General features: G+C 51.7%; 19 protein-coding genes. 2 read left to right on the top strand and 17 right to left on the bottom strand.

Translation table 11 applies throughout. The features are described 5' to 3' along the window. The first annotated feature begins 223 nt into the window (after positions 1-223). Positions 224-2,266 carry a bifunctional 2',3'-cyclic-nucleotide 2'-phosphodiesterase/3'-nucleotidase gene (locus CSR04_RS10080; RefSeq protein ID WP_102796158.1) on the top strand — a complete coding sequence of 681 codons (2,043 nt, stop codon included), beginning with the start codon at positions 224-226 and terminating at the stop codon, positions 2,264-2,266. 36 nt (positions 2,267-2,302) lie between these two features. Here the strand turns inward: CSR04_RS10080 and CSR04_RS10075 are convergent, their stop codons facing one another. Beyond that, the gene (locus tag CSR04_RS10075; protein WP_102796157.1) at positions 2,303-2,800 is read right to left on the bottom strand and encodes a DUF2059 domain-containing protein; all 498 of its coding nucleotides are present in this window, start codon (positions 2,798-2,800) and stop codon (positions 2,303-2,305) included. Between the two features lie 144 nt (positions 2,801-2,944). Here CSR04_RS10075 and CSR04_RS10070 point away from each other — a divergent pair, with 144 nt between their 5' ends. Further along, positions 2,945-3,574: a DUF2799 domain-containing protein gene (locus tag CSR04_RS10070; RefSeq protein WP_102796156.1), complete on the top strand. Its 630-nt coding sequence runs from the start codon at positions 2,945-2,947 to the stop codon at positions 3,572-3,574. A 15-nt stretch (positions 3,575-3,589) separates the two neighbouring features. Here the strand turns inward: CSR04_RS10070 and CSR04_RS10065 are convergent, their stop codons facing one another. From CSR04_RS10065 to CSR04_RS09990, 16 genes are all read right to left on the bottom strand, one after another. After that, on the bottom strand, positions 3,590-4,927 hold the full coding sequence (locus tag CSR04_RS10065; RefSeq protein WP_146027144.1) for a sensor histidine kinase: 1,338 nt from the start codon (positions 4,925-4,927) through the stop codon (positions 3,590-3,592). 109 nt (positions 4,928-5,036) lie between these two features. Continuing rightward, positions 5,037-5,831, bottom strand: coding sequence for a substrate-binding periplasmic protein (locus CSR04_RS10060; protein WP_146027143.1), 795 nt, complete (start codon positions 5,829-5,831; stop codon positions 5,037-5,039). Positions 5,832-5,994: 163 nt separating this feature from the next. Beyond that, entirely contained in the window at positions 5,995-7,314 is a 1,320-nt protein-coding gene (locus tag CSR04_RS10055; RefSeq protein WP_102796153.1) for an amidohydrolase, read from the bottom strand. Positions 7,315-7,424: 110 nt separating this feature from the next. Continuing rightward, entirely contained in the window at positions 7,425-8,291 is an 867-nt protein-coding gene (locus CSR04_RS10050) for a hypothetical protein (protein ID WP_102796152.1), read from the bottom strand. Positions 8,292-8,326: 35 nt separating this feature from the next. Further along, the gene (locus CSR04_RS10045; RefSeq protein WP_102796151.1) at positions 8,327-9,658 is read right to left on the bottom strand and encodes an ATP-binding protein; all 1,332 of its coding nucleotides are present in this window, start codon (positions 9,656-9,658) and stop codon (positions 8,327-8,329) included. Beyond that, positions 9,652-10,341, bottom strand: a complete 690-nt coding sequence (locus tag CSR04_RS10040) for a response regulator transcription factor (protein ID WP_102796150.1) — start codon at positions 10,339-10,341, stop codon at positions 9,652-9,654. The genes CSR04_RS10045 and CSR04_RS10040 overlap by 7 nt, the downstream gene beginning before the upstream one ends. A gap of 122 nt (positions 10,342-10,463) precedes the next feature. Then, positions 10,464-13,586, bottom strand: a complete 3,123-nt coding sequence (locus CSR04_RS10035; protein WP_102796149.1) for an efflux RND transporter permease subunit — start codon at positions 13,584-13,586, stop codon at positions 10,464-10,466. Beyond that, a complete protein-coding gene (locus tag CSR04_RS10030; protein WP_102796148.1) occupies positions 13,583-14,785 on the bottom strand; it encodes an efflux RND transporter periplasmic adaptor subunit in 1,203 nt (400 codons plus the stop codon). Before CSR04_RS10030 ends, CSR04_RS10035 begins: the two co-directional genes overlap by 4 nt. After that, complete coding sequence (locus CSR04_RS10025; RefSeq protein WP_102796147.1) at positions 14,782-16,251, bottom strand: TolC family protein; 1,470 nt, start codon at positions 16,249-16,251, stop codon at positions 14,782-14,784. The genes CSR04_RS10030 and CSR04_RS10025 overlap by 4 nt, the downstream gene beginning before the upstream one ends. Positions 16,252-16,318: 67 nt before the next feature. Next, on the bottom strand, positions 16,319-17,248 hold the full coding sequence (locus tag CSR04_RS10020; RefSeq protein ID WP_102796146.1) for a sterol desaturase family protein: 930 nt from the start codon (positions 17,246-17,248) through the stop codon (positions 16,319-16,321). Between the two features lie 92 nt (positions 17,249-17,340). Then, positions 17,341-19,002 carry a cyclic peptide export ABC transporter gene (locus CSR04_RS10015; RefSeq protein WP_102796145.1) on the bottom strand — a complete coding sequence of 554 codons (1,662 nt, stop codon included), beginning with the start codon at positions 19,000-19,002 and terminating at the stop codon, positions 17,341-17,343. 33 nt (positions 19,003-19,035) lie between these two features. Continuing rightward, on the bottom strand, positions 19,036-19,815 hold the full coding sequence (locus tag CSR04_RS10010) for an amidohydrolase (RefSeq protein ID WP_102796144.1): 780 nt from the start codon (positions 19,813-19,815) through the stop codon (positions 19,036-19,038). 5 nt (positions 19,816-19,820) lie between these two features. After that, positions 19,821-20,513 (bottom strand): DUF3108 domain-containing protein, encoded by a 693-nt coding sequence (locus CSR04_RS10005; RefSeq protein ID WP_102796143.1) that lies wholly within the window; start codon positions 20,511-20,513, stop codon positions 19,821-19,823. A gap of 13 nt (positions 20,514-20,526) precedes the next feature. Beyond that, a complete protein-coding gene (locus CSR04_RS10000) occupies positions 20,527-21,762 on the bottom strand; it encodes an SDR family oxidoreductase (RefSeq protein WP_102796142.1) in 1,236 nt (411 codons plus the stop codon). Positions 21,763-21,774: 12 nt separating this feature from the next. After that, positions 21,775-22,539 (bottom strand): SDR family NAD(P)-dependent oxidoreductase, encoded by a 765-nt coding sequence (locus CSR04_RS09995; RefSeq protein ID WP_102796141.1) that lies wholly within the window; start codon positions 22,537-22,539, stop codon positions 21,775-21,777. After that, positions 22,536-25,646, bottom strand: coding sequence for a PfaD family polyunsaturated fatty acid/polyketide biosynthesis protein (locus CSR04_RS09990; RefSeq protein WP_216362543.1), 3,111 nt, complete (start codon positions 25,644-25,646; stop codon positions 22,536-22,538). Before CSR04_RS09990 ends, CSR04_RS09995 begins: the two co-directional genes overlap by 4 nt. Positions 25,647-25,651: the final 5 nt, after the last annotated feature.

Here is a 25,651-nt window from a genome sequence, read left to right as displayed (position 1 = left end):
CCGGTTGGATCGATAGATAAGTTGCATACCACCGGACCAGATTAGTTGCCTAAGATTGCGGAGTGATTAAGAATTCATCACAAAATTGTGCCAGTTTTACGACACCTCAACTCTTAATAAAAACTTCACACGAAGTTAATTTTGCTTAGCTATTACGCCCCTACAATCGTGCAACGATATCGCAACTCAACTTGAGGAAGACATGAAAGGTATAGGAAGAAAAATGAGAGTGGGCATGGTCGCGGCGATGGTCACCAGCGTACTGGCTGGCTGTTCAGACAATGATTACGATACACCGCAGCCCACCCCGCCTCCAGTGGTAAAACCGGCTCCGGCACAGGTGACATTAAGAGTCATGGAAACCACCGATATTCATATGTATCTGGCCAACTACGATTACTTTGCCCAGAGCGCCTCTGAAACCATAGGTTTTGCCAATACCGCCACCTTAATTAAACAAGCCCGGGCTGAGGTCGACAACAGCGTGCTGGTGGACAACGGCGATCTTATCCAGAACAGTCCTTTAGGCGATTATGAAGCCCTGGTGCGCCGTGACGACATTCTGGCCGGCAGCACTCACGTGGTTTACAAAGCCCTGAACCTGCTTGACTATGATGTGGGTAACCTGGGTAACCATGAATTTAATTTCGGCCTGGATTTTCTTGATGCCACGATTCAGGGCGCGGACTTCCCTTACATCAATGCCAACGTTTATAAGGCGGACGGGGATAACGATGCCAGCAATGATGAGAATCGCTTTACCCCTTATCATATTCAGGAAAAGCAGGTAGTGGATGCCAATGGTAATACGCAGACCATCAAAATCGGTTACCTGGGTCTGACCCCGCCACAAATCATGCAATGGGATAAAGCTAACCTGGACGGCAAAGTCGTCGCCCATGATATCGTCGAAACGGCCAAAAAGTTTGTGCCTAAGATGAAAGAAGAAGGTGCGGATATCATTATTGCTATTCCTCACTCGGGTCTTTCCGGCGCACCACACAAAGAGATGGCGGAAAACACCTCTTTGTACCTGGCCAGCGTGCCCGGTATCGATGCCATACTGTTTGGCCATGATCACCGACTTTTCCCTGGTGACGCCGCCTATAGCAACTTACCAGGCGTCGATAATGAGGCTGGCACCATTAATGGTGTGCCAGCTGTGATGCCAGGCTTCTTCGGTAATCATCTGGGTATTATTGATTTGGTATTAAAACCCACCTCAGATGGTGGCTGGGAAGTAGCACAGTCCAAGGTAGAAGCCCGTCCAATCAGCTCCGGCAGTGCAGCCAAAGGAGACTTTGTTGACCTGGCTGAAGCAGATGATGAAGTGTTAAGTGCCATTGAAGTAGAACACCAAGCCACCATTGATTGGATTAGCCAACCCTTTGCGAAAATTTCTGCCCCTATATACAGCTTCTTTGCCCTGGTGCAGGACGACCCATCCATTCAGGTCGTGGCCGATGCGCAAATCGACTGGGGTAAACGCTTTATTCAAGGCACCTCTTTGGATGGCTTACCTGTACTGTCAGCGGCGGCACCGTTTCGGGCCGGACGAAATGGTATTGAGGACTACACCAATGTGGCGGCAGGCGAGATTGCTCTGCTCGATACCGTCAGCCTGTATGTTTTCCCTAACACCATTCGCTTGGTTAAGTTAAAAGGGGCAGACGTCAAAGAATGGCTGGAACGCTCGGCAGGCCAGTTTAACCAGATTGATCCTACCAGCGGCGCACAGCAGAATCTGTTGAACACAGCCTTCCCAACCTACAACTATGATGTTATTGACGGTGTCACCTACGAGATCGATGTCACCCAACCGAATCGCTATGACCTGGATGGTAAACTGGCCGATGCCAACGCTCATCGTATCGTCAACCTGCGTTATAACGGTGAACCCGTGGATATGCAGGGTGATTTTCTGGTGGTGTCCAATAACTACCGCGCATCAGGTGGCGGCAACTTCCCTAAAGTTAACCCCACAGATAGTGAAGTATTTGAAGGTCCGGATGAGAACCGTGGCGTGCTGCGCAATTACCTGATTGGCCAATCCCAGCAAAACCCCAACGGCTTCGACCCATCGGCCGATGGTAACTGGAAGTTTAAAGCCATTGAAGGCGGTGAAACCCTGAATGTGGTGTTCCGCACTTCCCCTACCGAGGCCGTAAAGGCCCTGGCAGGAGATCTACCGGCCGTGACTCCCACCAGCCCAGTGCAAACCGATGAAAATGGCTTTGCCTTATATCAACTGGATCTGAGTAAGTAAGCCAAGATTAAAAAACGCCTCAAATGAGGCGTTTTTTTATTGTCCGGCTTTAACCTGGCTCATGGTTGCCTGCTGCAATTGCTGAATTTGCGGCATGATATCCATCATCTGGCGCTGCATGGCCTGCATACTGGCTTGCATGACCTGAGGCATTTTAGCAATCACGGCTTTACCAACATCGGACTGGTAAAAAGTAATCATGCCGTCGATTTCCACCTGATTAAAACTTTGCTGGTAAATCTCCAGCATCATCGGCTGCATCTCCTGCCAACTCATTTTCTGGTTAATCAGTTCAGCGGTTTTCTTCAGCATGGTTTCCACTTGCTGCTGCTGAGCGGGTGTGTATTCAACCGAGCTGGACATTTGTTGCCAACTGGACAGCATGGTTGCTTCAACCTGATCCTGAGCCTGTTCCAGCATATTTCTTGAACCAGTCAGTTCCAGTAATTCCAGGACAGAGGCATCTGAGGGAACCGACTGGGCAAACACCGGTAAAGACAAACAGGCAGTCAGTAAAATCATTGTACGTTTCATAGGATTATCCTTAATCAGACATTAACAAGCGTAAAACAGCATAGTTGGCGGGGACTCATCCAGGATTAAGATTCCATTCAGTGTCAGTCGCTACTCTGGCATAATACATCGCTCTGTTTGATAAGAAATATAAAGGACACCATAGTGCACACAGCTTCCCCCACCAAACTATTAGCGCCTTTGCTTGCCATCTCGTTGCTATCTGGCTGCGCCAGTATCAGCAAAGAAGAATGTATGGTGGCCGATTGGTATGCCATGGGCCTGACAGATGGCAGTCGCGGCAAAGCCTTGTCTGAATTTCGCGACTATCAGGCCGATTGCGCCAGGCATCAGCTTTCCAGTGATTTTGGCCAGTATCAGGCAGGCCATAAAAAAGGAGTGGTGCAGTATTGTGTGTATCCGAACGGCGTGACATTAGGACGTAGCGGCAATAGTTTTAATCCGCTATGTGAAGATGCCGGTTTCGCCGATTTCCAGCAAGGCTATTTTTTAGGTCAGCAACTCAACCAGGCAGAAGATCGGCTGGCAAACCTAAAACGCGACCAACAGCAGGTTGAGGACAAGCAGCAGTCATTAGAAAAAGAGTTGGCTGACAACAAAGACAGGATTGTGGATGACACCAGCAGCAAGGCCGAACGTGAAGAATTGCTGCGCGACAATGACCGCCTGCGCCGTGAGCTGCGGCGCTTAGCTGCCGAACTGCGCAGCCTGCAATATCAGGCACAGTCAACGCAGGATGAAATTGACAGCAGGCTGGCGGAGCTGCAGCTATAGCCTCTTTATCAATCTCTAAGAAGCGTTTGCAATAGTTGCCAAGTCCAGCGGCAGTTGAATTTCCATGGCGAAACCTGTGTCTGTGTCTTTCAACCGGACTTGGCCCGCTAATTTCTGGGTAACCAGATTAAACAGAATAGACATCCCCAATCCGGTGCTACCCGCCTTTCTGTCTGTTGTAAAGAACGGCTCAAACAGATGTTGCCGTTCTCGGCTTGATAATCCCCTGCCGTTATCACAATAATCCAGCAGTAACATTCCCTGTTCTTCGCGCAGTTGAATGATGATTTTGGCGCTGCCATGCTTGTGCGAAAAGGCATGGGTCATACTGTTATTGATTAGGTGCGTCAATATTTGTGCATGGGCGGCGGGAAAGGTGAGCACAGGTCGCTCAACCTGACAGTTGAATTCAACATCAATGTTTTTTTGCTGAATCCTGGGCGAAAGCAAGTGCAGAATATTGCGGTAATACTGAACCAGATCCACCTCTTCCATTTTGAGTTCTTGCTTGCTGGCAGCGGTTTGCTTAAAGCTGGCCACCAAATCTCTGGCACGGGTCAGATTATTCCCCAGCAGTCCCAGCGCTTCAGTGCAGCGCTGTTCAACCTGATCTACATCGGAACGCTTTAATTTTCCACTTCGTAACGCAGGCCAAAAAGATTTGAGACTGTCATTAACCACGCTGGCGGACGTAATAGACACGCCAAGTGGCGTATTAACCTCGTGTGCCAACCCGGCCACCAGGCTGCCCAGTGCGGCCATTTTTTCCGATTCAATCAGGCGCTCCTGAGTTTGCTGCAAATTATTGATCGCCTCTTGCAAGGCATTGGTTCGCTCATCCACCCGTCGCTCCAGTGTGGCATTCAAACCTTGCAACTTTTGCTGAAATTCAAGCCGTTCCATTTCACCGGAAATACGTCCGGAAAACAGCTCAAACAGGGTTTGAGTGGTATCTGGCGCTGCAATAGGATGCTTATACAGTGCCACGACAATACCCATCACCTGACCGTCGGAGGCATGAATTGCGGTCCCCAGATAACCCGTAATCTGCATATCGACCAACAGTTGATCCTCAGGAAAAGCACTGCAAACTTTGGTTGGGTAACAGCAGGTCGTGGTATCCAGCACGCCAGCACAAGGGGTGCCTTTTAGGGAATAGGTAATGTTGTCTACTATTTGGTTGTCGGCCACTAACGCCAGGGTCTGCGCTTCATTACGATGCTTATCCAACTTGGCGATAAAGGTATAATCCGCTTGAATAGCCCCGCTTAACGCCAGGCAGATCTGTTCGAAAAATGCTTGCCCGTAGGTATTGGAGACCCCACGAATAATGTCCTTGATAATTCTTTCCACAGCATCACTCTCAGTGATTTCCGACACACCTGCAAAAATGCGCCTGTTAGCCTTCTAAGTCAACTTGTCATGGAACTTCGAGGTTTAATGATGAGTGCGTGAGACAAGCTTAGTCATCTTTGCGGGTTTGCAGCATTTGTTGCAAAGGTACAGGTCGGTAACGGTTTTCCAACCCGGCTAGCACACCTTCCTCACGCAAATCTTGAATGGCTTGATTAATTGCGAGCAAATCCTCAGCTTCAACCGCATTTTTTCTTAGCATCAAATGTGCCGGAGTCACCATTAATCTGTCTTTCATCAACTGCACCAGATGATGTCTTTCACGACCAAGATGGTGGAAGAAAATATCCGCATCTACCAACACCAGCTCACCACGTGAAGGGGTGGCAAACAGCAATTCCGTTGCCTTAGCGGCGTCTGGATAAGATGTATACAAGCCTGATTCACGCCAGCGTTTGCGTAGTTGTTCGAAATATTCGCCATACCAGCCGCTGGCCGGCCCAATCAGACGCAGTTTCTGCGCCAAGGCCGAATCCAGTGTCAAAAATGGCTCAAGACCAGATTCTTTCAGACTGAATACGCCTACCACCTCCTGGCGATAGGGGGTGCTGAAATAAGCATACTGTTGACGTTCGGGGGTGTTGGATGCACGAATCATCACATCAAAGTGGCCATCTTGCAGGCTGCGGATGATTCTTGCCCCGGTCATAGGTTGTAAATGCCAGCTCACCTTGCATCCGGCTCTGGTCAGGATTTGATACGCCATATCCGCATCCATTCCTTCCACCTGAGCCTGGCTGTTTAAATAAGCGGACGGCGCGTGCAAATCCAGATGCACCCGCAAGCTCTTATCGCATGCAGGGGCTGAAACCTCGGTCTGGCCGCCGACTGCGACCTTAGGCATCAGCCACAGGAAAACGATGACAAAAAGAATAACAAGACGGGACAAATCCGTAACCCAAATGCTCAGGACATTGGCATTATGCCTGAGTTTTTATCCGTATGCGGACAATTATACCAGTCTGTTGGGCCAATCCACATGAATTGGCCTTTACCTGGTCTGGCATTTATTTAGCCAAAAGATGCAACGTCGCCACCGTTAGCGCTTCGGTCGCAGTGGCCACCACCTTGTCGGCTTGCGGAGCCCAGAAAGGGCTGTGCAATGAAGGTAGTTTCTCGCCCGTCTGTTGAGCCTTATCCCAGCGTTCTTTTGGCACGCCCCCCACCCAGAAAATCATACTCTTGATACTGTTGTCTGCCCGATAGTAACGTCCAAAGTCCTCCCCTGCCATGCTAGGTTTGCCTTCCTTTACCCGCTCACTGCCGAAATGCTGACTCAATAAGGCCGCTGTACTCCGGGTAAATTCAGGATCATTCCAGGTGGAAGGCGTATATTCCTGCTTCCAGGTTACCTCTGGCATCAAGGCTTCTGGCAAACCTGCTGCAATGGCTTCACCTTTGGCGATACGAGCAATACCGTCCAGCAACTGCTGACGGGTTTGATCTGAATAACTGCGCACCGTCAACAACAAAGTGGCTTTATCGGAAATGATGTTATGTTTACTGCCAGCCTGAAAACTGCCGACCGTCACAACCGCTGGGTCCTGGGGATCCAGTTCACGACTCACCAGCGTTTGCAACGCACCGACGATTCGGCTGCCCAGTACGATAGGATCTTTAGTACTTTGCGGGTAGGCGCCATGGCCGCCAACACCATGAACCACAATATTCACACTGTCTACATTGGCCAGGGTATAACCTGGTGTATAACCAATTTCACCTGCCGGTGCGGCAGAAGAATTGTGAAATGCCAGAGCATAGTCAGGCTTGGCAAAGCGTGTAAATAAGCCGTCATTCAGCATATCCCTGGCCCCCCGGCCACGCTCTTCGGCCGGTTGCAAAATCATCATCAGGGTGCCTGACCATTCACTCCTGCGTTTGACCAACTGGCGGGCAGTCCCCAGCCAACCTGCCATATGTGTGTCATGACCACAGGCATGCATCACACCCGTTTCCATCCCCTCCTCGGTCGTCGCCGTTACTTTGGAAGCAAATGTCAGGCCGGTTTGTTCGATAACAGGTAAGGCATCCATATCGGCCCGAATCATTACCACCGGACCGGGGCCGTTGTTCATCATCGCCACCACCCCGGTCCCGCCAACGTCTTCGGTCACTTCAAAACCCAGTTTACGCGCTTCGCCAGCAAGCATGGCAGCGGTTTTAACTTCACGGCCACTGAGTTCCGGATACTGATGCAGATGACGATACAGCGTCATTAACGAGGGAAGATCGTTATCAATGGATTCGGCCAGTGTGGCGGCCACTAAAGGCTTATTCAGCAAGGCACCACATAAGGCCAGAGTGAAAAGCAGGGGGCGATGTCTCATCAGGACTCCTTGATTACCAACAGTTGCATATCTGGCAGCATATCAGTCAGACAACAGTAAAGGGATTCCATTTATTCCATCGCCCATAACCGCCTAAGCCATCATATAGTTCAAAGCGCCGGGGCGGACGTCCCCCACTCTTTCAGCTTAATCAGGTATGGCGTATCGTCCTCTTCGCCTTTAAGTTGGACAATGGCCGGTCCCTGGGGCGTTTGACCCAGCCAAATCTCCAAATTTTCCCCTTGTTTATTCTGGTAACGATAATAGCGGGTGGCAAGTTGTTGCCCTTGCACCGTCATATCCTGCTCATTACTTTGCTGTAACTGCATATGCCGCAAGTAAATTTCCTCACTATCCAGCAGCCTCAGCTCATCAGGCAATTGTTGTTTCACTGTTAGCCAGTAGCAAGGCAGGTAAAGCAAGCTGCTGTCGATATCCCCTTCACTAATACGCATTCCGCTGCTGCTGGGCCTGGCGGGTTCGGAAAACAAACTGAGTATCGTCAACGCATCGCCCAATCCTGGCACCATACCGGTCAGCACACCACTGGTAGCATCAACCAGTGCCTGCTCTTCCGCTTCAGAGGCTGTTGCAACTCGCGATGCACTTAACCAATACTCGTCTGTTTCCCTGCTCACGCGTTTCCATATCGTCTTACCATCTTCAATGGTGCGGGTATCGGCTTTAACAAGTGAAGCCTGATGTTCCTCGGCCGTGACCGAGCGAACATCATAATCTCCCCCCCATGAGGGCACCTGTAAATAGGTTCGACTGACCAGCAGCAATGTCTGATCCTGCTGTTGCCGCTCAATAGACATACTCCCCACCAGATCACCGTCAACCTGAACCTCATAACTGGCCTGCATGGCCGGGCACTGGGCCATTCCCTGCGTGGAAAACAACGCTAACACCAGCACCATCACACCGCGCATCTTGCATTGAGTGCCGCTAAGGATGAATTGCCTGTTATCAATCATAGACCTGTCTCCTTGTCTGTGGCCTGTTCGGCCGGCTATTGCGCCAGGGTTGCCATTCGGGCGGCCCCCTGAACGGGTTGAAGAGGAAAATACAACTGGATACTGGCGCCACCAAATTCATTACTGCCGATTTCCAGACGCCCGCCATGCAAGGCCATAACCTTATTTACTATGGCCAGTCCCAGCCCCACTCCGCCAGTATCCCGGCTGCGGCTGTTTTCAATCCGATAGAAAGGTTGCAAAACCGCCTGTCGTTCAGATTCAGGAATGCCAGGACCGTCGTCATCCACAGTGATACAGGTACAATCTGCCAAGGCTGTGGCTGTTATCCTGGCATAGCCTTTGGCATATTTATGGGCATTGGTGAGCAAATTGCTCAGGATCTTAAGCAAGCTCTTTTCTTCTGCCAGCACCACCACCCCGGCGTCACATGCCATTTCAATCACAAATTTGTCACTGTAACGACTGGCCTGCTCCTGCGCCTGTTCAATAACAGGCAACAGATGTAAGGGCTCTGGGTAGACTTTGGCTGAGTAAAAACTGAATTTTGAATACGCCAGCATTTCCACCACCAACTGCTCAAGCTGCTCGATGTCCAGTTTCATGCTACGCACATGTGCCTTTAGTGCCTCAGGATCATCAATGCGATCTGCCAGTTCCAATGCAAAGTTCAACCGCATCACAGGCGTATTCAATTCATGGGATGCCGCACTGATCATCACTTCCTGTTCCTGGATTAACTGGCTTATCTGATTGGCCACAAAGTTAATGGCGCGGGCCAGCTCGTCCAGGGGGGCCGGAGCATCTTCGTCGGCCTTGGCATCAAAGCGTCCATCAGCAATCGCCAGACTGGCGCTGACCATGTTGTTAATGTGCTTGATAATCGGCCAGGCCAGCATTAACACCGCCAGGGCAAAACTGATCAGGACAAAACCCAAGGTGACACCAATCAGTACATTGTAAAAGGAGTTGAAATCCACATTAGGGATGTAACGTATCACGCCCCGGCCACAGGGATTAGGGTAATAAACCCGCACGGCATCCTTGATAAAACCGCTTTCTACCGATACCACCACTCCATCGCTGACCAGCGCCAGTTGCTTGGCCGCAGGCAGGCTATCCATATCAGTCAACGCAATGGTATAGGCATATTCGCCGGCCAACTGCTCAATCTCAACCGGCCACTGCTGTTCAGGTACATGACACATACGAGTGGATAACAGCCCCGTCAGCGCCCTGGTCAGGCGCAGATGTTCCTGACCAATGGCATCCTCATATTGATTCTCGAAAAAGAAACCAATCAATACCAGGCAAATCAACAATGTCGAGCTTACCCCTACGAAAAAACGCAGGAAAAAGATTACCATTTGTTACGCGGAAACAAGTAACCCCGTCCTCGAACCGTACGAATATATTGGTGTGGCGGATCCTGATCACCTAGCTTTTTACGCAATGTGCTGACCCGCTGATCGACAGAGCGGTCCGTGCCGTTATATTCAAAACCGCGTAATGAATTGAACAGTTGGTCACGTTTCACAATATTGCCCGCCGACTTCACCAGTTCCACCAGCAGATCAAACTCGGCATCAGTGGCGTCAATTTCCAAATCCCCTTTGTAAATAACCCTGTCAACGACATTGATACGCAGGTCCTGGGCAAAAATCACATTTTCATTGCTGGCTTGCTCTTTACGTCGGCGCAATAAAGCATAAATTCTGGCCATCAGCACATGAGGACGAAGCGGCTTGGCAATATAATCATCTACACCACAGTTAAAGGCGGTCACTTCGGTAAAATCATCATCTTTGGCGGTCAGCATCAACACTGGAGAGCTGTACCTTGGCCTCAGACACTTGCAGATCTCAATGCCGTCCATTTCTGGCAACATATAATCCAGAATAACCAAATCCGGACTGAGGCGCTGAATTTCCTCACAGGCCCCCAATCCAGTATGCAGTGGGAATATTTCAAATCCTTCGCTTTGCAAAAACTGACAAATCAGCGACGACAAGCGTTTGTCGTCTTCAACTAAGACAATGGTCCCTTTCATCTCTCTTTTCCATTGGTGACAATCCGATGCAGCCTCTTGCCTTCAAATAGCCAAGACAAGCTGTCATCACAGTAAGATATGACCAAATGAGAATCAATCTTTTCCGCGCGCTACCCATACCTTCAAGCTCTCTCAAACGCCTCAGGCAATGGCAAAGCCTCGTTAACCTTGGTGCTCACAGGAGCAACCCGGTAAAAGCTGGCCAGTACCGGCACTAAAATCAGGGTCACCAGGGTGGCAAAAAGTTCACCAAAGGCCAGGGACACGGCCGCAGGAATAAGGTACTGAGCCTGTTCTGAGCTTTCCAGCAGGATGGGGGCCAAACCTATGACGGTGGTGGCCGTGGTCAGAAATACCGCCCTGACCCTGCCGGTTGCAGAACTCACCAGTGGATTCGCTTTGCCCTCGGCACAATAGCGGTTATAGCTGGTCACCAGTAGCAGACTGTCGTTAACCACCACACCGGTCAGAGCCAGCATGCCGAAAAATGACAGCACACTAAAAGGCAGGCCCATCAGCATATGCCCAATGGCCGCTCCCACAAAACCAAAGGGTACCACTGACAAGATGATCAACGGCTGCCAATAGGATTTAAGCGGAATGGCCAGTAGCACATAGATGAGCAAACAAGCCAGAATCAAGGCGCGCCAGAGTTTGTCTGCCATTTCCTCTTCGCGCTTAAGCTCGCCGGCAGGCATCACTTTGATTGAGGGATGTGCTGACAACCAGTCAGCCAGTTGCCCTTGCATTAACTGCCCATACACTTCAGGTGAAGCGCTGTGCCGCTTGTCGATATTGGCGGTTACGGTAGCTGCATCCTGAAAATCCCGTCGCCACATCCAACGCGGCACATAGCCCGCATCCAGTTCAGCGACACTGAGCAAAGGCACCCATTGTCCGCCAGGTAACTGAATTTGCTGATGCAGCAGGTCAGACAGACTGTCTCTGTCCTCTTGCGGATAACGCAGATAGACCTTCACCTCGTCCATTCCGCGCTGGAAACGCTGCAGTTCCAGGCCACCATAGGCATCACCCAGTTGTGCCGCCAGTAAAGCGACGTCCACCCCCAGATTCATTCCGGCCTGGGTTGGTCGCAAACGTAATTCTGCATTACCGGACTGTAAATCGCTGGCCACATCCGAAACGTGTGGCACTTGGTGCAGCCCGTCAACCACTTGTTGCACTGCCGCCTTGACACCTTCAGGATCCGGGCCAAACACCTCAAGCTCAAAACCACCAGTGGTTTCTTCGGCCACCGTAAACACCACTTTCTGCGCACCTTCCAGTTGCCCGGCATGATCCCGCCAACTATCCAGCATGCTCATGGTATCCATTGGGCGTTCACTTGTGGCAGAAAGTTCTGCATAGATTTCGGCACTGGAGGGTCCAACAACGGCCAGCATCAGTTTGGCAAAAGGCGGCGTTGTCAGGCCAAACTCATTGGTCCACTGCTGATTCAGTTTTTCAGCCTGATGCAATATTTGCCGGGCATTTTGTAACGTGACTTGCTGATTGAGGCGACTGTCGGTTTCCAGTTTCACGCTGATGATATTGCCGGGAATATCGGGAAAGAACGTGGTACGAATAGCCCCAATTGACAGCAAACTAAACGCAAACAGCAACACCAATGTGAACAGGATCAGTGTGGTGGCACGATAGCGAAGGCAATGTTGCAATAAGGGTTGATACCAGTGTTCGGTGACATAGGACAACCCCCACTCAGCCTTTAATTGCAGAAACTTCAGCCCCCTGGCAAACATATTTTCCCGTTCGTTGCTGGCAAAATTGGCGGAAGCCAGGTGACTGGGCAAAATGAGCTTACTTTCCAGTAGTGAAAACACCAGGGCAATCATTACCACCACCGCAAAGCTACCAAAGACTTTGCCAAAAGGGTCCTCTAGCACCGTCATGGGAAAAAACGCTGCCAGGGTGGTAAATGCGCCAAATACCGTGGCGGTCGCCACTTTTTCCACCCCGGCAACCGTGGCTTGGTGCGGATCGCCACCTGACTGTCGACCGTGATGCACGCTCTCACCTATCACCACCGCATCATCCACCAGGATCCCCAGCACGATAATCATGCCAAAGGTGGTAATGTCATTCAGCGAGTAACCAAAATACAGATCCATTATGGCAATGGTACCGGCCAGACTGACAGGAATACCCACCGCCACCCAAAAGGCGACTTTAATATTCAGAAACAGACTCAGGATCAAAAACACCAGAATCAGTCCCTGCAGCGCATTGCTTTGCAGCAAACTCAGGCGCTGCGTGGCAAATTCGCTTTGATTGGCCCAGATATCCGCTTTGATGCGCTGAGACAGAATGTCTTCGGATTCTGCCACCACCTGCTGAACAGCCTGATTAATGTCCAGCAGATTGTCCTGCTGCCCCATCATGATTTCAAAACCAATCGCCGGATGGCCGTTAAAGGTGACCAGCAGATCATCGTCTTCGGGTTGGTCACGAATCTCGGCCACATCGGCCAAACGCACCACATGGCCCTCGGCACTGGTAAACAACGGCAACTGCATAAACTCACGCACATCACGAGCCAGATGGTCAGCACGAATTTGAATGCGCCCACCGACGGTTTTCAACTGCCCGGTGCGGTATTCAAGACTAGCCTGGCTCAGCATCTGTGCCACCTGTTCGAACCGCAAACCATGAGCCTGTAACTTGTGATGGCTGATCTCAAGAGAAATCTCATGGGGGCGTTCCCCCCATTGATTTATCTGCGATATTTCCGGGCGCAGTAACAAGCGCTGCTTAATGATCCTGGCGGCTTTTTGCAGCTCCTCCTGTGCCACGTCACCATAAACCTGCACAATCATGGCCGGATAACTGAATTCAGCGCGCCTGACCTGGGGGCGTTCAGCCGCCAGCGGCAAGGTCGTAATATTGTCGATGCGCAGTTTTACATCTTCTAACAACCGCCCCAGGTCATAGCCGTCCTGCTGACGTATATAAACCGTGGCCAGACTGTCACCGGACAAACTGGAGATCTGTTTGGCACCTGGCAGACCTTCCAGGGCCTGTTCCAGACTTTGAGTGATAGATTGATGGACCTGTTGGGTACTGGCACCGATTTGCACCACACTCACTTCCACGGTATCGGGCGGTATACGCGGAAAACCTTCTATGCGCATGGTCCAGGCGCTGAGTAATCCAAATGCCAGTATTACCAGCATCAGCATATTGGCGGCCACCGGATTGGCCACAAACCAGCGTACCAGTCCTTTCATTGTATGGCCCCGGACAGGGCTGCGACCTGCGCCGCATTGCCGTTCAAACTATCCGGCTCGGTTGGGTTGACCTTAAGACCGACGGTAAACTGAGACTGGGGAAACAGGGCAATTCGGAAAGTCCCAGGCGATTGACCTGGTGGCCTTACCACCAGGCTATCGTCCATCACGGCCAGGATTTCCGGTGTCATTTTCTCCAAGCGGTTATCCTGTCCCAACAACCAGATATGCGCGTCTCTGGTGTAGGCCGATTCGGGGATCTGCAGCACATCCTGCACTTGTTGCCCGGGCAAACTGACTTCCAGTAATCGCCCGGGTAACAAGCCGCCATCAGCACCTTGATTGGCCATGCTCAGATATAAATTACGTAACTGGGTGTCGTTGTCGTAGAAGTAACCGGCATTGCGGATCCCTGCCTGCCAAACCTGCCCGCTGAGGGGATCGCGCAGCCGTGCCTGTCTATGTTGCCAGTCGTCAGCCAATAACTGCCATTGTTTGTCATTCAAGGCCACGACCAACTCAAATTCATCCACAGACATGATCTCCACCAATGCCTGGCCACTGCCAACCATTTCGCCGGGGTTAACATGTCGCTTTAACACCACGGCACGGTAAGGCGATTCGATACGGGTATAGGACAACAGCGTTTCAGCGCGCTTTAAGTTAGTACGGGCTGCCTGCTCAGTCATTTTCGCCGCTTCAAGTTGCGGCTGTCTGAGAACCAGTGGCGAGTCAGGTTGGCCTTGATTGCTTCGTTGCCAGTCTCTGGACGCCTGCCTGGCCATACGTTGCTCGGTTAAGAACGCGACCTGGGCCTGAGCATGCTCCATTTTGGCCTGGTCAAGCTGTGCCTGGTATTCACTGTCATCAAGCTGCAGCAGTGCCTCACCGGCTTCAACAACAACGCCTTCCTGCAAACGTTCGCTAAAACCGACAATATGGCCATCAACCTGACTGCTGATAAGACTTTGATAGCGTGGTTTTAGCCTGGCCAGCACTTTGACATCCAGCGTCAACTGGCGCGGTTTAACCTGAGTGACACTGACTACCGGCAACACAGCTCCTGTCGGCTTGGCCTGCTGCCTGACCTGCAGTTGGTGTTTTTCCACCTCATCCAGCACCACCAACATGACACACAGCACCAGCGTCACAATAGCTATGGGCCAGGCCCTTTGTTTCAACCAGCCAGTTAATTTCATAAGGCCGTGTTCTCCTTTGCTTTTGCCACGGAGTCTGGTTCACCCAGACCCATTGCCAATCCCAGCAACACTCGGTTGTGCACATGCTGAGCCTGGTTTTCCAACAGGGCTTCTCTGGCTGCCAGTGATTGTTCCTGAATAGTCAGCAGATCCAATAAGTTAACCAGACCACTTTGATAACGCGCGCGATAATCCTGATACAGTTCATCTGCCAGTTTGACGGCCTGTTGCAATTGTCGGCCCTGGGTGACCAGAGAACGCTCCCTGAGCAGGGCATTTTCCACTTCCAGCATGGCATCCAGTACCACCTGCAGATAGCGCTGCTTCTCAGCCTGTTCCTGAATGCTTGTGGCTCTCGCCAACGACAAGGGGCCAGCATCCGCCAAATCAGCCAGCAGCAGGGACTGGCTGATACCGCCTACCAGTGCCCATACCGTTTCTGCGCCACCAAGCCCGCCCAGGCGGTCCGCCTTTCTGGCCGTATTGGCACTGAGACTGATGGTCGGTAGCAGCGCTCTGTACTGCGCCGTTTTTTCGTATCCCTTGCCCATCAGGCGCTGAAATGCAGCCTGCACATCGGGACGACGGACAAGCACCATGGCCGGTACAGATAACACCGGGGAACGAATATCCGGCAAGGTGGCAGAGAAGTTCAACGGACCCGGCGTTTTTCCAAGCAGCACCGCCAGTTGCATTTCGCTGGCCTGGAATTGCTCTTCTAATGCGGTAACACGAACCTGTGTTTCTTGTACTTGCAGGGCTGCCAGTGACCAGTCCTGCAAATTGCTGAGACCACTTTTATATTGCTCTTCGGCAATCTGCTGCAACTCGGTATAGATAGCCAACCGCTGGCGCTGTAGTTCCAGCAATGCCGACAATTGCCACATATCCAGGTAGGTACGGGTTACCAGAGCAATCAGCGACTGTCTGGCGGCCTGATAATCGGCCCGCATGGCGTCCAGCTCAGCCCGCTGTGCCAGACTTTGCTGATGCAAGCGTCCCCACAGGTCAAGCTCCCATTCCAGCACCAGACCAAGGGCATATCCTTTGGTATATAAAGGTTCCTCTTCATACAGGGCCTTTTCCCGGTCAGCTTGTCCCTGCAATTGAATATCCGGCAAGCGTTGTCCATCCACCTGTTTACTGGCCAGTGCAAAGGCCAGCACATCCAGTCGGTTTCCTTCCAGGGCAAAATTGTTATTCAGTGCCTGATCAATTAAGTCCTGCAGTTGAGCTGATTGAATCTGGCTGAAGATGGTTGTTTCCACTTGTCTGGCAACAGGCGTAACATCCCGCGCATGTTGCCAGCTATCCGCTAACCAACCAGCGGGCAAGTGGTTTTGCTCATCATGTGCAGGATGCGATACGCAGGCGTTTATCCCGCACAGCAATATGGCCATGACAAGGCATCTGGCGGCCGCTGTTAACGGGGCCTTTGCTTGGCTGACAAACAATGCTAACTCCATAATAGTATTGCGTGGTGTTCAATACGCTTGACCACGGGCTGAGCAGTTAAAAAGCAGATTAAAACAGTTAGATGCTTGAATCTGTAAGTTTGCTGTCAGCGATTGTCAGCACTTCAGGTCGGCGCCCTGGCGGGGCAAACAGCACGGCCAGTTTGTTTTTCCAGCCTTTTGCAGAGCAACAATCCTGTGCCATACGCCAGTACTCCACCAGATTTATCCACACAGGATTGTTACTGTGAATATTGTCTGTCAGGCCGTAAATTACCGGCTGGTCTTCGCTCTGGAAGGTACCAAACATGCGATCCCAGATAATCAGAATGCCACCGAAATTCTTGTCCAGATGATGCCTGGCAGTGCCGTGATGTACCCGGTGCGCCGATGGTGTATTAAATAAGTATTCCAACCATCCCAGGCGACCTATTCGCTTGGTATGGATCCAGTTCTGATATTGGCTGACCAGCACAAATGCGATCAGGGTCTGAAATAGATCAAAGCCCATTAACACCATGGGGATCAGGAAGATCCACTCCTGAAAATCCTGTACCCAGCTTAATCTGCCAGGCACCGACAGGTTATAGTCCTGTGAGGAATGATGAACACTATGAAAGGCCCAGAGGATCCTCACCTTGTGTTCCACCCTGTGCATCCAGTAGTACAGAAAATCTGCCACCAGTACGGCCAGTACCCAGCTCCACAGCGTTCTGGGAATTTCATACCATTGCAGCAAAGTAAAGGGGGCCAGAAAAATGACCGCGGCCACCCCCAGGATAGTACTGTTAATCAACGTCTGGCCTGCCAGGATCGCCAGATTACCGGCGGTATCCCACCAGCGACGCGGTTTTGACTGCCCGGCATCCAGCAGCATCTCTGCCAGCATAATAGCTATGTTGAAAAGGAAGAAAGCACTGACAAAGGCCATCACAGGCTCACTGATAAAGTCCTGTTCCACATTCGTCAGCACCCTGTGCAATACGTCGTCAAAATGTTCACCTTGCATACACCCACTCCTGAAATTGAAAAGTTGCCAACGGCAAAATTGTTGATTTCAGGTGTGGGTAATACAAGCCAGCGTCGGTACGCCTTTGTCTGTCAGGCTGTATGCTGACTCAGGCTTTGGTCAGCGTTGATAATGGATTTTGTCAGCATCGGTTGCAAACGCCCTTCGTCCAGTTTGTAGACCTTGTCTGCCGAATCAAAGTAACGTTCATCGTGAGACACCACCACCACTGTTTTACCCTGAGCTTTAAGACTGGGCAAAATTTCCTTGTAGAATATCCGCTTGAAAGTGGGGTCCTGATCCGCTGCCCATTCATCCAGCAACACTATCGGTCTTGACTCAAAATACATCAGCAGCAGCGCCAGGCGCTTGCGTTGTCCCTGGCTGAGTTCCAGTTTATCCAACACCGCATTTTTACAACTGACCACTTTATCCAGTTTCAGCTGCGTCAGCATGGCGGCAACCTCAGCGTCCTCACAGGGCTGTCCGTTGGCATCCAATACATCTTCGAACAGGCAAAAATCCGGCATAATTAACGAAAAATGATCACGGAAAGCCGCCATATTTTGCGCGCAGACCGGTTGTCCTGCGATCTGCAATTGCCCGGATTGCGGCGGATACAAACCACAAATAACCTTCAACAAGGTAGACTTACCGGTGCCATTACCACCGATAATTAACGTGACCTCACCAGGTTGCAGTTGCAATGACAAAGGGCCCAGTTGAAAGGCTTTAACCTGACCATCGTCTTCCCGCTCATACCGATACACAACATCGTGCAACGACAAGGTTTTACCCTGGCTGTGGGTTAATAAAGGTAAATCTGTCTGACGCTGAGGTATGGCTTCGGCCAATTTCAGCTTGTCGATCTTGTCGAAAGCGACCTTAGCCTGCACCAGTTCATCGAGATGCGAGATGATCACCTCTATGGGTTCAAGCAGAAACAATAAGGTAATCACAAAGCCAACAATGATTTCGCCACTGACCGGCACCAGATGGCTGGCCAGAAAAATAATTGTTCCCAGAATGGCAAATATCGCCAGTTGCCCCCAGCTTTCCATCCACGCCAGTAAGGACAAAACCCGCTGAGTCCGGCCACGAATATCTGCCAGAATGCCGGTCAACCGCCCGGTGAAATAACGTTGTCGATGACGATTTAAGGTCAGTTCCTTTGCACCTTTAACCAGGCTCTGATAGTGCCCCATCACGGTGTCCAACTGCTCGCGAATGCTGACCCTGTCTTTGTGTGTTCCAAGTACCAGCAAGGTAATCACCACACCGGTCAATAACAGGCAAGCCGCCACTAACCCAAGCACCGGCAGAGACAAGTAAGCCATAAAGGCCACACCACAGAGCACAATGGCAATGTTGACACACAGCTCCGGCAACACATGAAAGTAACGCACGGCCACCGTCAGGTCCTGTGTCATAGTGGCAATCACTTTTGGTAAACCAACCCGCTCCACCTGCTCAAGAGAGGTCGCGCTCACCCTGGCAATCATACGTTGCTGTATGTCGTAACTGACCCGGGCAGACAACCGCGCACGCAGCAGTTCGTTACCTAGTCCCAGTAAGAACAGCAGTCCAATGGCACAAAAAAACACCACGGGACCGTATTGCATATTGTCCAGGCCATTGCCCAGCGCGTCACTGATTATCGCGATCACGCTCATGCTGGCCATCCCCAGCAATAGGCTCATCGGCACGGTAAAAATCAGATACCATTTGTACTTAAAATACAAAGACGTCAGCATGGCAACATGTCCTTTGCGGTCAGCGCGGTCTGTCTACAACAACACCACATTGTCGGCCTCCCTGAGAAAGGCGAAGGTTTCCCGGGTACGTAATACAGTTTCACGGCGCAGTTGCCAGACCAGCACTCTGTCCTGCAAAGCCGCCTTGCATTCCACCTGCCCGAGCGGGTCGATGACCTGCGAATCGCCCTGGTAGGCCACCTGGTTGCCATCCGTTCCTACCCGGTTAACGGCAGCAACGTAGCACTGGTTCTCGATGGCCCGAGCCTTGAGCAAGGCGTTCCAATGCGCTGCTCGAACCTGCGGCCAGCTTGCGACAAACACCGCGACATCATAGGGATTATCCTTGTCATTACGACACCAGACCGGGAAACGCAGATCAAAGCAAACAAACGCCGCTAATCGCCAACCGCGAAACTCCACCACCAGTTTTTTATCGCCAGGCTGATAATGCTGGTGTTCACCGGCAAAACTGAACAAGTGCTTCTTGTCATAAAATTGCAGGCTGCCATCAGGATGCGCCCAAAGCATGCGATTGTAGTACCCACCTGCGTCCTCAATCACCAGACTGCCCACCAACATGGCATTCTTATCTCTGGCGGTTTGTAACATCCAGGTGACCGCTTCTCCGTCCATGGCCTGGGCAACTGCACCTGGATCCATGGTAAAACCAGACGCAAACATTTCTGGCAGAATAATCAAATCAACCTCTTGCAACCCAGCCAAACGCTTTGTAAAGGCCTGCAGATTGCCGCGGCTGTCATGCCATAACGGGTCCGCCTGGCACAGCGCCAGTGTCAAATCCTTTGTCATTTTCTTTACCCCTTACGGTTTTGATATTCCACCAATTCAATCCTGTAGTCACCATCATTGTCCCGGCCAGACTCACTGCCCAGCCAGATGCCAGTGTTATCTTCCACCAGATACATACAACCGGTTTTGTTGTCACTGGCAAACGTCACCTTATGACAATCAAACCAGCCTTCAGCCAACTGCACATGTTGTTTACCTTCGTAAACGTAGCGAACCTGGCGTATCTCCAGATCGTCCAGGTCCAATACCCGCAGTGTCTGTACTTGTTGCCCTTCGCACAGAAACAGCCAGGCGGCGGTTTCTGACGTGCAGTCAAAACTGTCCAGCGCCGTACTGATTTGCTCAACGACACCTCCAGCCTTGCTCTGTACTTGCCAACTGATGTCCTGCTGGTTACGCAGCAGACTCACCTTCGACTGCCTGCCATCCTCTTCGGCGGTCAGTCGGTAACCAGCCAAGCCATGTTGATCAAGCTGCAATTCTTCTTCACTGTGCAGGTGATAACCACCGAATAAGCGATGAATGTCCACCTTCATTTCATCCGAAATGCCCAGCTCAAATCCTTTTTCAGTGCCGCACAAGCGCCGGCTGCTAAGCAAGCTACCGATCATCTGATCATTGCTGAACAGCTGATAACGGCATTTGCTCCAGGCACCAGCAGGACCGGGAGGGGCTCCCATCAAGACTAGATCGCGCATTGAGGTTCTCCGATTAACCTGCCAGGGTCTGCTCAAACAACTCGTCCATAAACACCTTGGTGTGTACTTCGTCGGTCAGGCTTGCCAGTGGCCCCTGTTTATCCACGCTGGCAATCCAATTGCGCCGGGCCGCATAATCCAGATAACGGCTCATCAGCCGCTGGTCAGATCGCGCGCAGCGAATATCCGTATCGGCCAGCAGCGCATCAATCGCCGAAGTGTCCCATTTCGCCTGTTCTTCTAAGTCAGTATCAGCTAGGAACAGGGTCAACAGATCAGTAAAGGCGGAATGATAAGGGCGTCCGTCACGCACCATTCGCTCCTCATACAGTGCACCGAAATAGTCTTCCTGGCTAAGCTCACGAATCCGGTAACCATGCCCGCGGATCAATCCCACCAGTTGGTTGAAATTCACCGGCTTGGGGTTGGTCAGATGGTAAGTCTGGTAGCAGCATCTGGACGGATTCATGGCGACATACAGACTGGCTCTGGCCACATAATCCACCGGCGAAATGTCAAAATCTTCTTCGCTGGGGTAGCTATAGCCAGTTTCCACCAGTGCCCGGATCATTTCGTAGTAAATGCCGCGAACCTTGGTTTCAAACAATGGGTAGCAACCTGTTTCACTGTCTCCCCAGATATTGCCGGGCCGCACAATGCTCCAGCGCAGTCCCTGCTCGCTGGCTTTTCTGACCAGTTGCTCAGCACTGAACTTACTGCGTTCATAGCCAAGATCCTCAAATCCCTGGCCAATATCCAGCTGTGACTCCTGCAATGTCACCGGGTGATACAAGTGATCACCAATAACACTGAAGCTGGACACAAACAGCAGGGATGCGCCGCCTTGCAGGCAGAAATCCACTATCCGCTGCGTTCCGTCCAGATTAACCGGTGATAACTTTTCAAAGCTGGCCATCAAGCTAACATTTGCCGCACTATGAATCACTAAATCCATGCTGTGCGCCAGTTCCTGATAAACATCACTGCTTAACCCCAGGTTTGCCTGGCTGACATCGCCGATGACTGGGATAACCCGCCAAAGGTGTTCTGCCAGGCTGCCCTGTGGGTCATACACGGCCAACATGCGTTCAATGTCCGCCTGCGCCTGGCTGGGCTCAGAAGCGCGGCTGAGACAATAAACACAGGCGTGGGTCGTCAACAGTATTTCCATCAACACACGTGCGCCCAACACGCCGGTGGCGCCGGTTACAAAGATATTTTGCATCTGGCTTTGGTTGCGATAATCCATATGTCCTCCCGGTTATAACTGGCCGACACGCATGCCGCCGTCCATTTCAATCACGGTGCCGTTAAGGTAGTTGGTTTTGCAGGTCGCCAGGAATTGCACCACTTCGGCGACATCTTCAGGCTCTCCCAGTCGCCCCACCGGCACAATGGATTTGACGATTTTGATTTCTTCCTTGCTTTGAATCTGTTCTTCTTCCACAAACTGACCGAACATCTTGGTTTTGCAGATCCCCGGCGCAATGGCTGTGACAATGATATTCAACGGCCCAAGCTCCCTGGCCCATGATTCCGATGCTTTAATCAGACCGGCTTTAGATGCGGCATAAGCCGAACCTCCAGAAGCCCCCCAAATACCAGCCACTGAGGCGATATTGATAATACGCCCGGCACGTTGTCTGGCCATATTGCGGGAAAACACGGAAGTACAGTTGAAACAACCGGTCAGGTTGATATCAATAATGCGTTTAGCTTCGGCGGGCCCTTGTTCCTGCAGACAGAAGTTCTTACCAATAATGCCGGCATTGTTGACCAGAATTTCCACCGGGCGGCCGAACTGCTGCATGACTTGCTGTGCCACAGCTTCAATCCTTGGCACATCACAAACGTCCATTAGATAACAGCTTAAGTTCGGGCTGTGCAGATGCGCTGCCAGATGCTCCAGGGCTTGCCCATTCACATCGGTGGCCACCACCACAAAGCCGCAATCCAGCAAGCTGTGACAGATGGCGCTGCCGAATCCACCGGCAGCGCCTGTAACCAAGGCTATTGGCGAGCTCACGCGCTTGCCTCCTCCTCAAAGGTGATATCAATGAGCTGCTTGGCACTGGCCATGGCATCATGAATACGTGACTCGAAGAAGGTCACATCATCGTCATTGATCATCAGATTGGGATACAGGCGTGACAGTGGCGAGAATTGCAAACCGTGGCGTTTGGCCACTTCACGGATAATGATGTCGCAGAATTTGACCCGGTCGGTATAGCCTTCTGAACGGTCCACCAGATGCGCCTGCGAATGATACACCAGCGCGGTTGGCATACCTTGGACGACCATTGGCATACCCACATCCCGGGCTGCGCGAATGAAACTCTGACTGATCTTGGCCATGATCCCGCCCATACGCTCATAGCAACCAGGATCCTGCTCAACAATTTCATAAGTGGCTTTAATCGCCGCCAAGCCCAGCGGATAACCGTTAAAGGTACCGGCATGAATCACCTTGCCGCGGGTATACAGATTCATGATGTCTTTGTGCCCGGCAATAGCCGACACAGGCATTGAGCCTCCCGCCAGGGCTTTGGCAAAGGTTGACAGGTGTGGCGTCACGCCGAGGATTTTCTGTGCGCCGCCAAGACCCAAGCGAACACCGGTGATGATTTCGTCAAAGATCAGCACCACATTATATTTCTCACACAGTGCCTTACTTTTTTCCAGATAGCCTTTGCATGGCAGAATGCCTCCGCCATTCATGCAGATAGGCTCCATCAGCACAGCAGCAATGTCTTCATGGTGCTGGCTTAATACGGTTTCCAGTGCATCAATGTCGTTCCAGGGCAGCATAAAAGACTGCTGTTCAAGAATATCCCGTGCGCGTCCCTGGGTGTCCAGCATGTCGCCGCGAAACAGTTCCGGGGTGGGCCATTGCAGGTCTTTCTTCTTACGTCCGCCCATCACATTATCGGCATTGCCATGATAGTGGCCATGGAAACGCACAAAACGATTTTTACCCGTATATGCCCTGGCCAGACGCAAGGCATTTTGTACCGCCTCGGTACCACTCAGGCTGAAGCGCACCATCTCAGCGCAAGGGATGTGGTGAGTCAGGGTTTCGCACACTTCCAGTTCCAGGTCACAGGTATCCACCGATGTAACCTTTTCCATATACTTCATCAAGGCCTGGTTATAAGTGGGATTGTGGTGGCCGACAAACAACGCACCGAACTTACAGAACATATCCAGATGTTCATTACCATCCAGGTCCCATACCCGTGCACCTCTGCCTTTGTTAAAAGGAATGACCAGCGCGCGTTCAGGATCGGCAAAATTGTAATGTGCACCGCCCGGCAACAAATCCCAGGTCTTTTTGTAGTATTCCTTCGAACGGGTCAAATCCAGACTGATCTTTGCTGATTTGTTCATCACTGCATTGGGATTATTCATGGTTACTTGATCTCTTTGGTTGATGTTTTGCCGCTCCCTGGCTACCACATTGGTCGTCACGTTGTCGGCGGATTGAATAGGCTGGCTGGCACTAAGCCAGAAAGCCTGAAGTTCGGACAGAGGACGGGGTATCACTTGCTGTAATTCGCTGCCGAGCTCGCCCCCAAACTGACGCAACTGGTTCAGTCTGGCCAGGTAGGCCGCGCCAACCATCAAATTGGCGGCTAACTCTACACAGGAACGGCGCTCGGCCAGTTCGCTACCCGCCAACCAGTTGTTGCAGGCACCCATGGCCGGCCCGCACCAGATTTGATAATCCACTTGCCGGTCGGCCTGACCATCTATGGCCCATTTGGAAGACTGGCCGAGATACCACTGAAAAATCAGCGCCATTTTGCGTTTCGGTTGCTTCTGTGCACTGGCGATCTGCTCTTCCATGCCACGACTTTGGAAAAACTCGCAGGTTTCCTGCCACACCTGTTCAATGGGGCGTTGAAAATACTGCTTTTCCAGGATCTGGCGATCTTTGTCTGACAGGGCGTTAATGTCGTCATGCGCCTTGTATAATTGGTAAAGCTTCTGTGCCCGCACCCCGTACATGGAATTACTCTTCAGCACTTGTACTTTGGCACCAAGCTCAAACATATCGGCACAAGGTGCAGACACCACATCGCTGACCCCCGCCTTCTTCAGTAAGTTTTTCACCGCATCTGAGGTACCCGCTTCGGCACAAGCCTGGTTGACAGAACCTGTCACCACATAATCAGCACCCAGTGCAAAGGCTGCGTAAACGGCATATGGCGTCCCCAACCCACCAGCAGCGCCAATTCGGGTTTTTCTGGCATAGTCGGTGCGGCGTTGTAACGCATCGCGTTCAGCACGGATTTCGGTGAAAATGCAACTCAGCACACCGTGATCGGTATGGCCGCCGGAGTCTGATTCCACTGTGATATCGTCGGCCATCGGCACGCTTTGCGCCCATTCATACTGTTGCGCGGAAATAAGCTTGGCTGTCAGCAGTTTGTCCAGCAATTTCCTGGGCGCCGGTTGCAGAAACTGACGAGCCACTTCGGGGCGTGACACTTTGGCAATCACATGATTATTAACCTGGATCTGACCGTTTTCTCCACGTTCTAATCCCGCCACCCGGTAATACACTATCGCAGCACTTAAGTTGATATAGGCCGAGGCTTCCACCACCCTGACACCTTTCTCCAGACAGTGGCGAATACATTGCATTTCCCAATCCGGGTTACCCGGATTGTGCAAAAGATTGATGGCATAAGGGCCATCCGGTAACGCCGTCTGAATCTCATCAATCGCCGCCGCCACCCGTTGTGCCGATAAGCCACCTGAACCAAAGGCGCTTAACAGCCCCGCGCGTCCCATGGCGACCACCATCTCCACCGAGTTTATACCGTTGGCCATAGCCCCTGCGTAATAAGCCGCCTTGACCCCATAGTCGCGACAAAAAGTACGACTACCCAACATGCCGGGCAGACAGGGATTGATCATCCCCAGGCAGTGAATCGCCTGAGGATCGTCAGCAACGGCCATGCCCTGTTCTTCCAGAATCTGATGACCTTCAATATCCAGCACATATAGCGGTTGTGACAATTTGCCCAGCAACTCAGCCTTACGGCTGGCAGATTGCGGCAATGAATGGGGGCGCCCCAGCCAGCCAAAGGCGGCCGAGTTACCAGTCGATGTCAGGGTCTTGTCCATGACAA

It is taken from the genome of Bowmanella denitrificans (genome assembly GCF_002887595.1).
In the GTDB taxonomy this organism is placed as follows: Bacteria; Pseudomonadota; Gammaproteobacteria; order Enterobacterales; family Alteromonadaceae; genus Bowmanella; species Bowmanella denitrificans.
This window is presented reverse-complemented; position numbering and strand designations above follow the sequence as displayed.

Excerpts from the sequence above, each read along its gene's own strand:
- CSR04_RS10005 (WP_102796143.1), bottom strand. The coding sequence starts at position 20,513 with ATGCGCGATCTAGTCTTGATGGGAGCCCCTCCCGGTCCTGCTGGTGCC.
- CSR04_RS10080 (WP_102796158.1), top strand. The coding sequence starts at position 224 with ATGAGAGTGGGCATGGTCGCGGCGATGGTCACCAGCGTACTGGCTGGC.
- CSR04_RS10015 (WP_102796145.1), bottom strand. The coding sequence starts at position 19,002 with ATGCTGACGTCTTTGTATTTTAAGTACAAATGGTATCTGATTTTTACC.
- CSR04_RS10000 (WP_102796142.1), bottom strand. The coding sequence starts at position 21,762 with ATGGATTATCGCAACCAAAGCCAGATGCAAAATATCTTTGTAACCGGC.
- CSR04_RS10075 (WP_102796157.1), bottom strand. The coding sequence starts at position 2,800 with ATGAAACGTACAATGATTTTACTGACTGCCTGTTTGTCTTTACCGGTG.
- CSR04_RS10060 (WP_146027143.1), bottom strand. The coding sequence starts at position 5,831 with ATGCCTAAGGTCGCAGTCGGCGGCCAGACCGAGGTTTCAGCCCCTGCA.
- CSR04_RS09990 (WP_216362543.1), bottom strand. The coding sequence starts at position 25,646 with ATGGACAAGACCCTGACATCGACTGGTAACTCGGCCGCCTTTGGCTGG.
- CSR04_RS10045 (WP_102796151.1), bottom strand. The coding sequence starts at position 9,658 with ATGGTAATCTTTTTCCTGCGTTTTTTCGTAGGGGTAAGCTCGACATTG.
- CSR04_RS10035 (WP_102796149.1), bottom strand. The coding sequence starts at position 13,586 with ATGAAAGGACTGGTACGCTGGTTTGTGGCCAATCCGGTGGCCGCCAAT.
- CSR04_RS10050 (WP_102796152.1), bottom strand. The coding sequence starts at position 8,291 with ATGATTGATAACAGGCAATTCATCCTTAGCGGCACTCAATGCAAGATG.
- CSR04_RS10020 (WP_102796146.1), bottom strand. The coding sequence starts at position 17,248 with ATGCAAGGTGAACATTTTGACGACGTATTGCACAGGGTGCTGACGAAT.
- CSR04_RS10010 (WP_102796144.1), bottom strand. The coding sequence starts at position 19,815 with ATGACAAAGGATTTGACACTGGCGCTGTGCCAGGCGGACCCGTTATGG.
- CSR04_RS10055 (WP_102796153.1), bottom strand. The coding sequence starts at position 7,314 with ATGAGACATCGCCCCCTGCTTTTCACTCTGGCCTTATGTGGTGCCTTG.
- CSR04_RS10030 (WP_102796148.1), bottom strand. The coding sequence starts at position 14,785 with ATGAAATTAACTGGCTGGTTGAAACAAAGGGCCTGGCCCATAGCTATT.
- CSR04_RS10040 (WP_102796150.1), bottom strand. The coding sequence starts at position 10,341 with ATGAAAGGGACCATTGTCTTAGTTGAAGACGACAAACGCTTGTCGTCG.
- CSR04_RS10025 (WP_102796147.1), bottom strand. The coding sequence starts at position 16,251 with ATGGAGTTAGCATTGTTTGTCAGCCAAGCAAAGGCCCCGTTAACAGCG.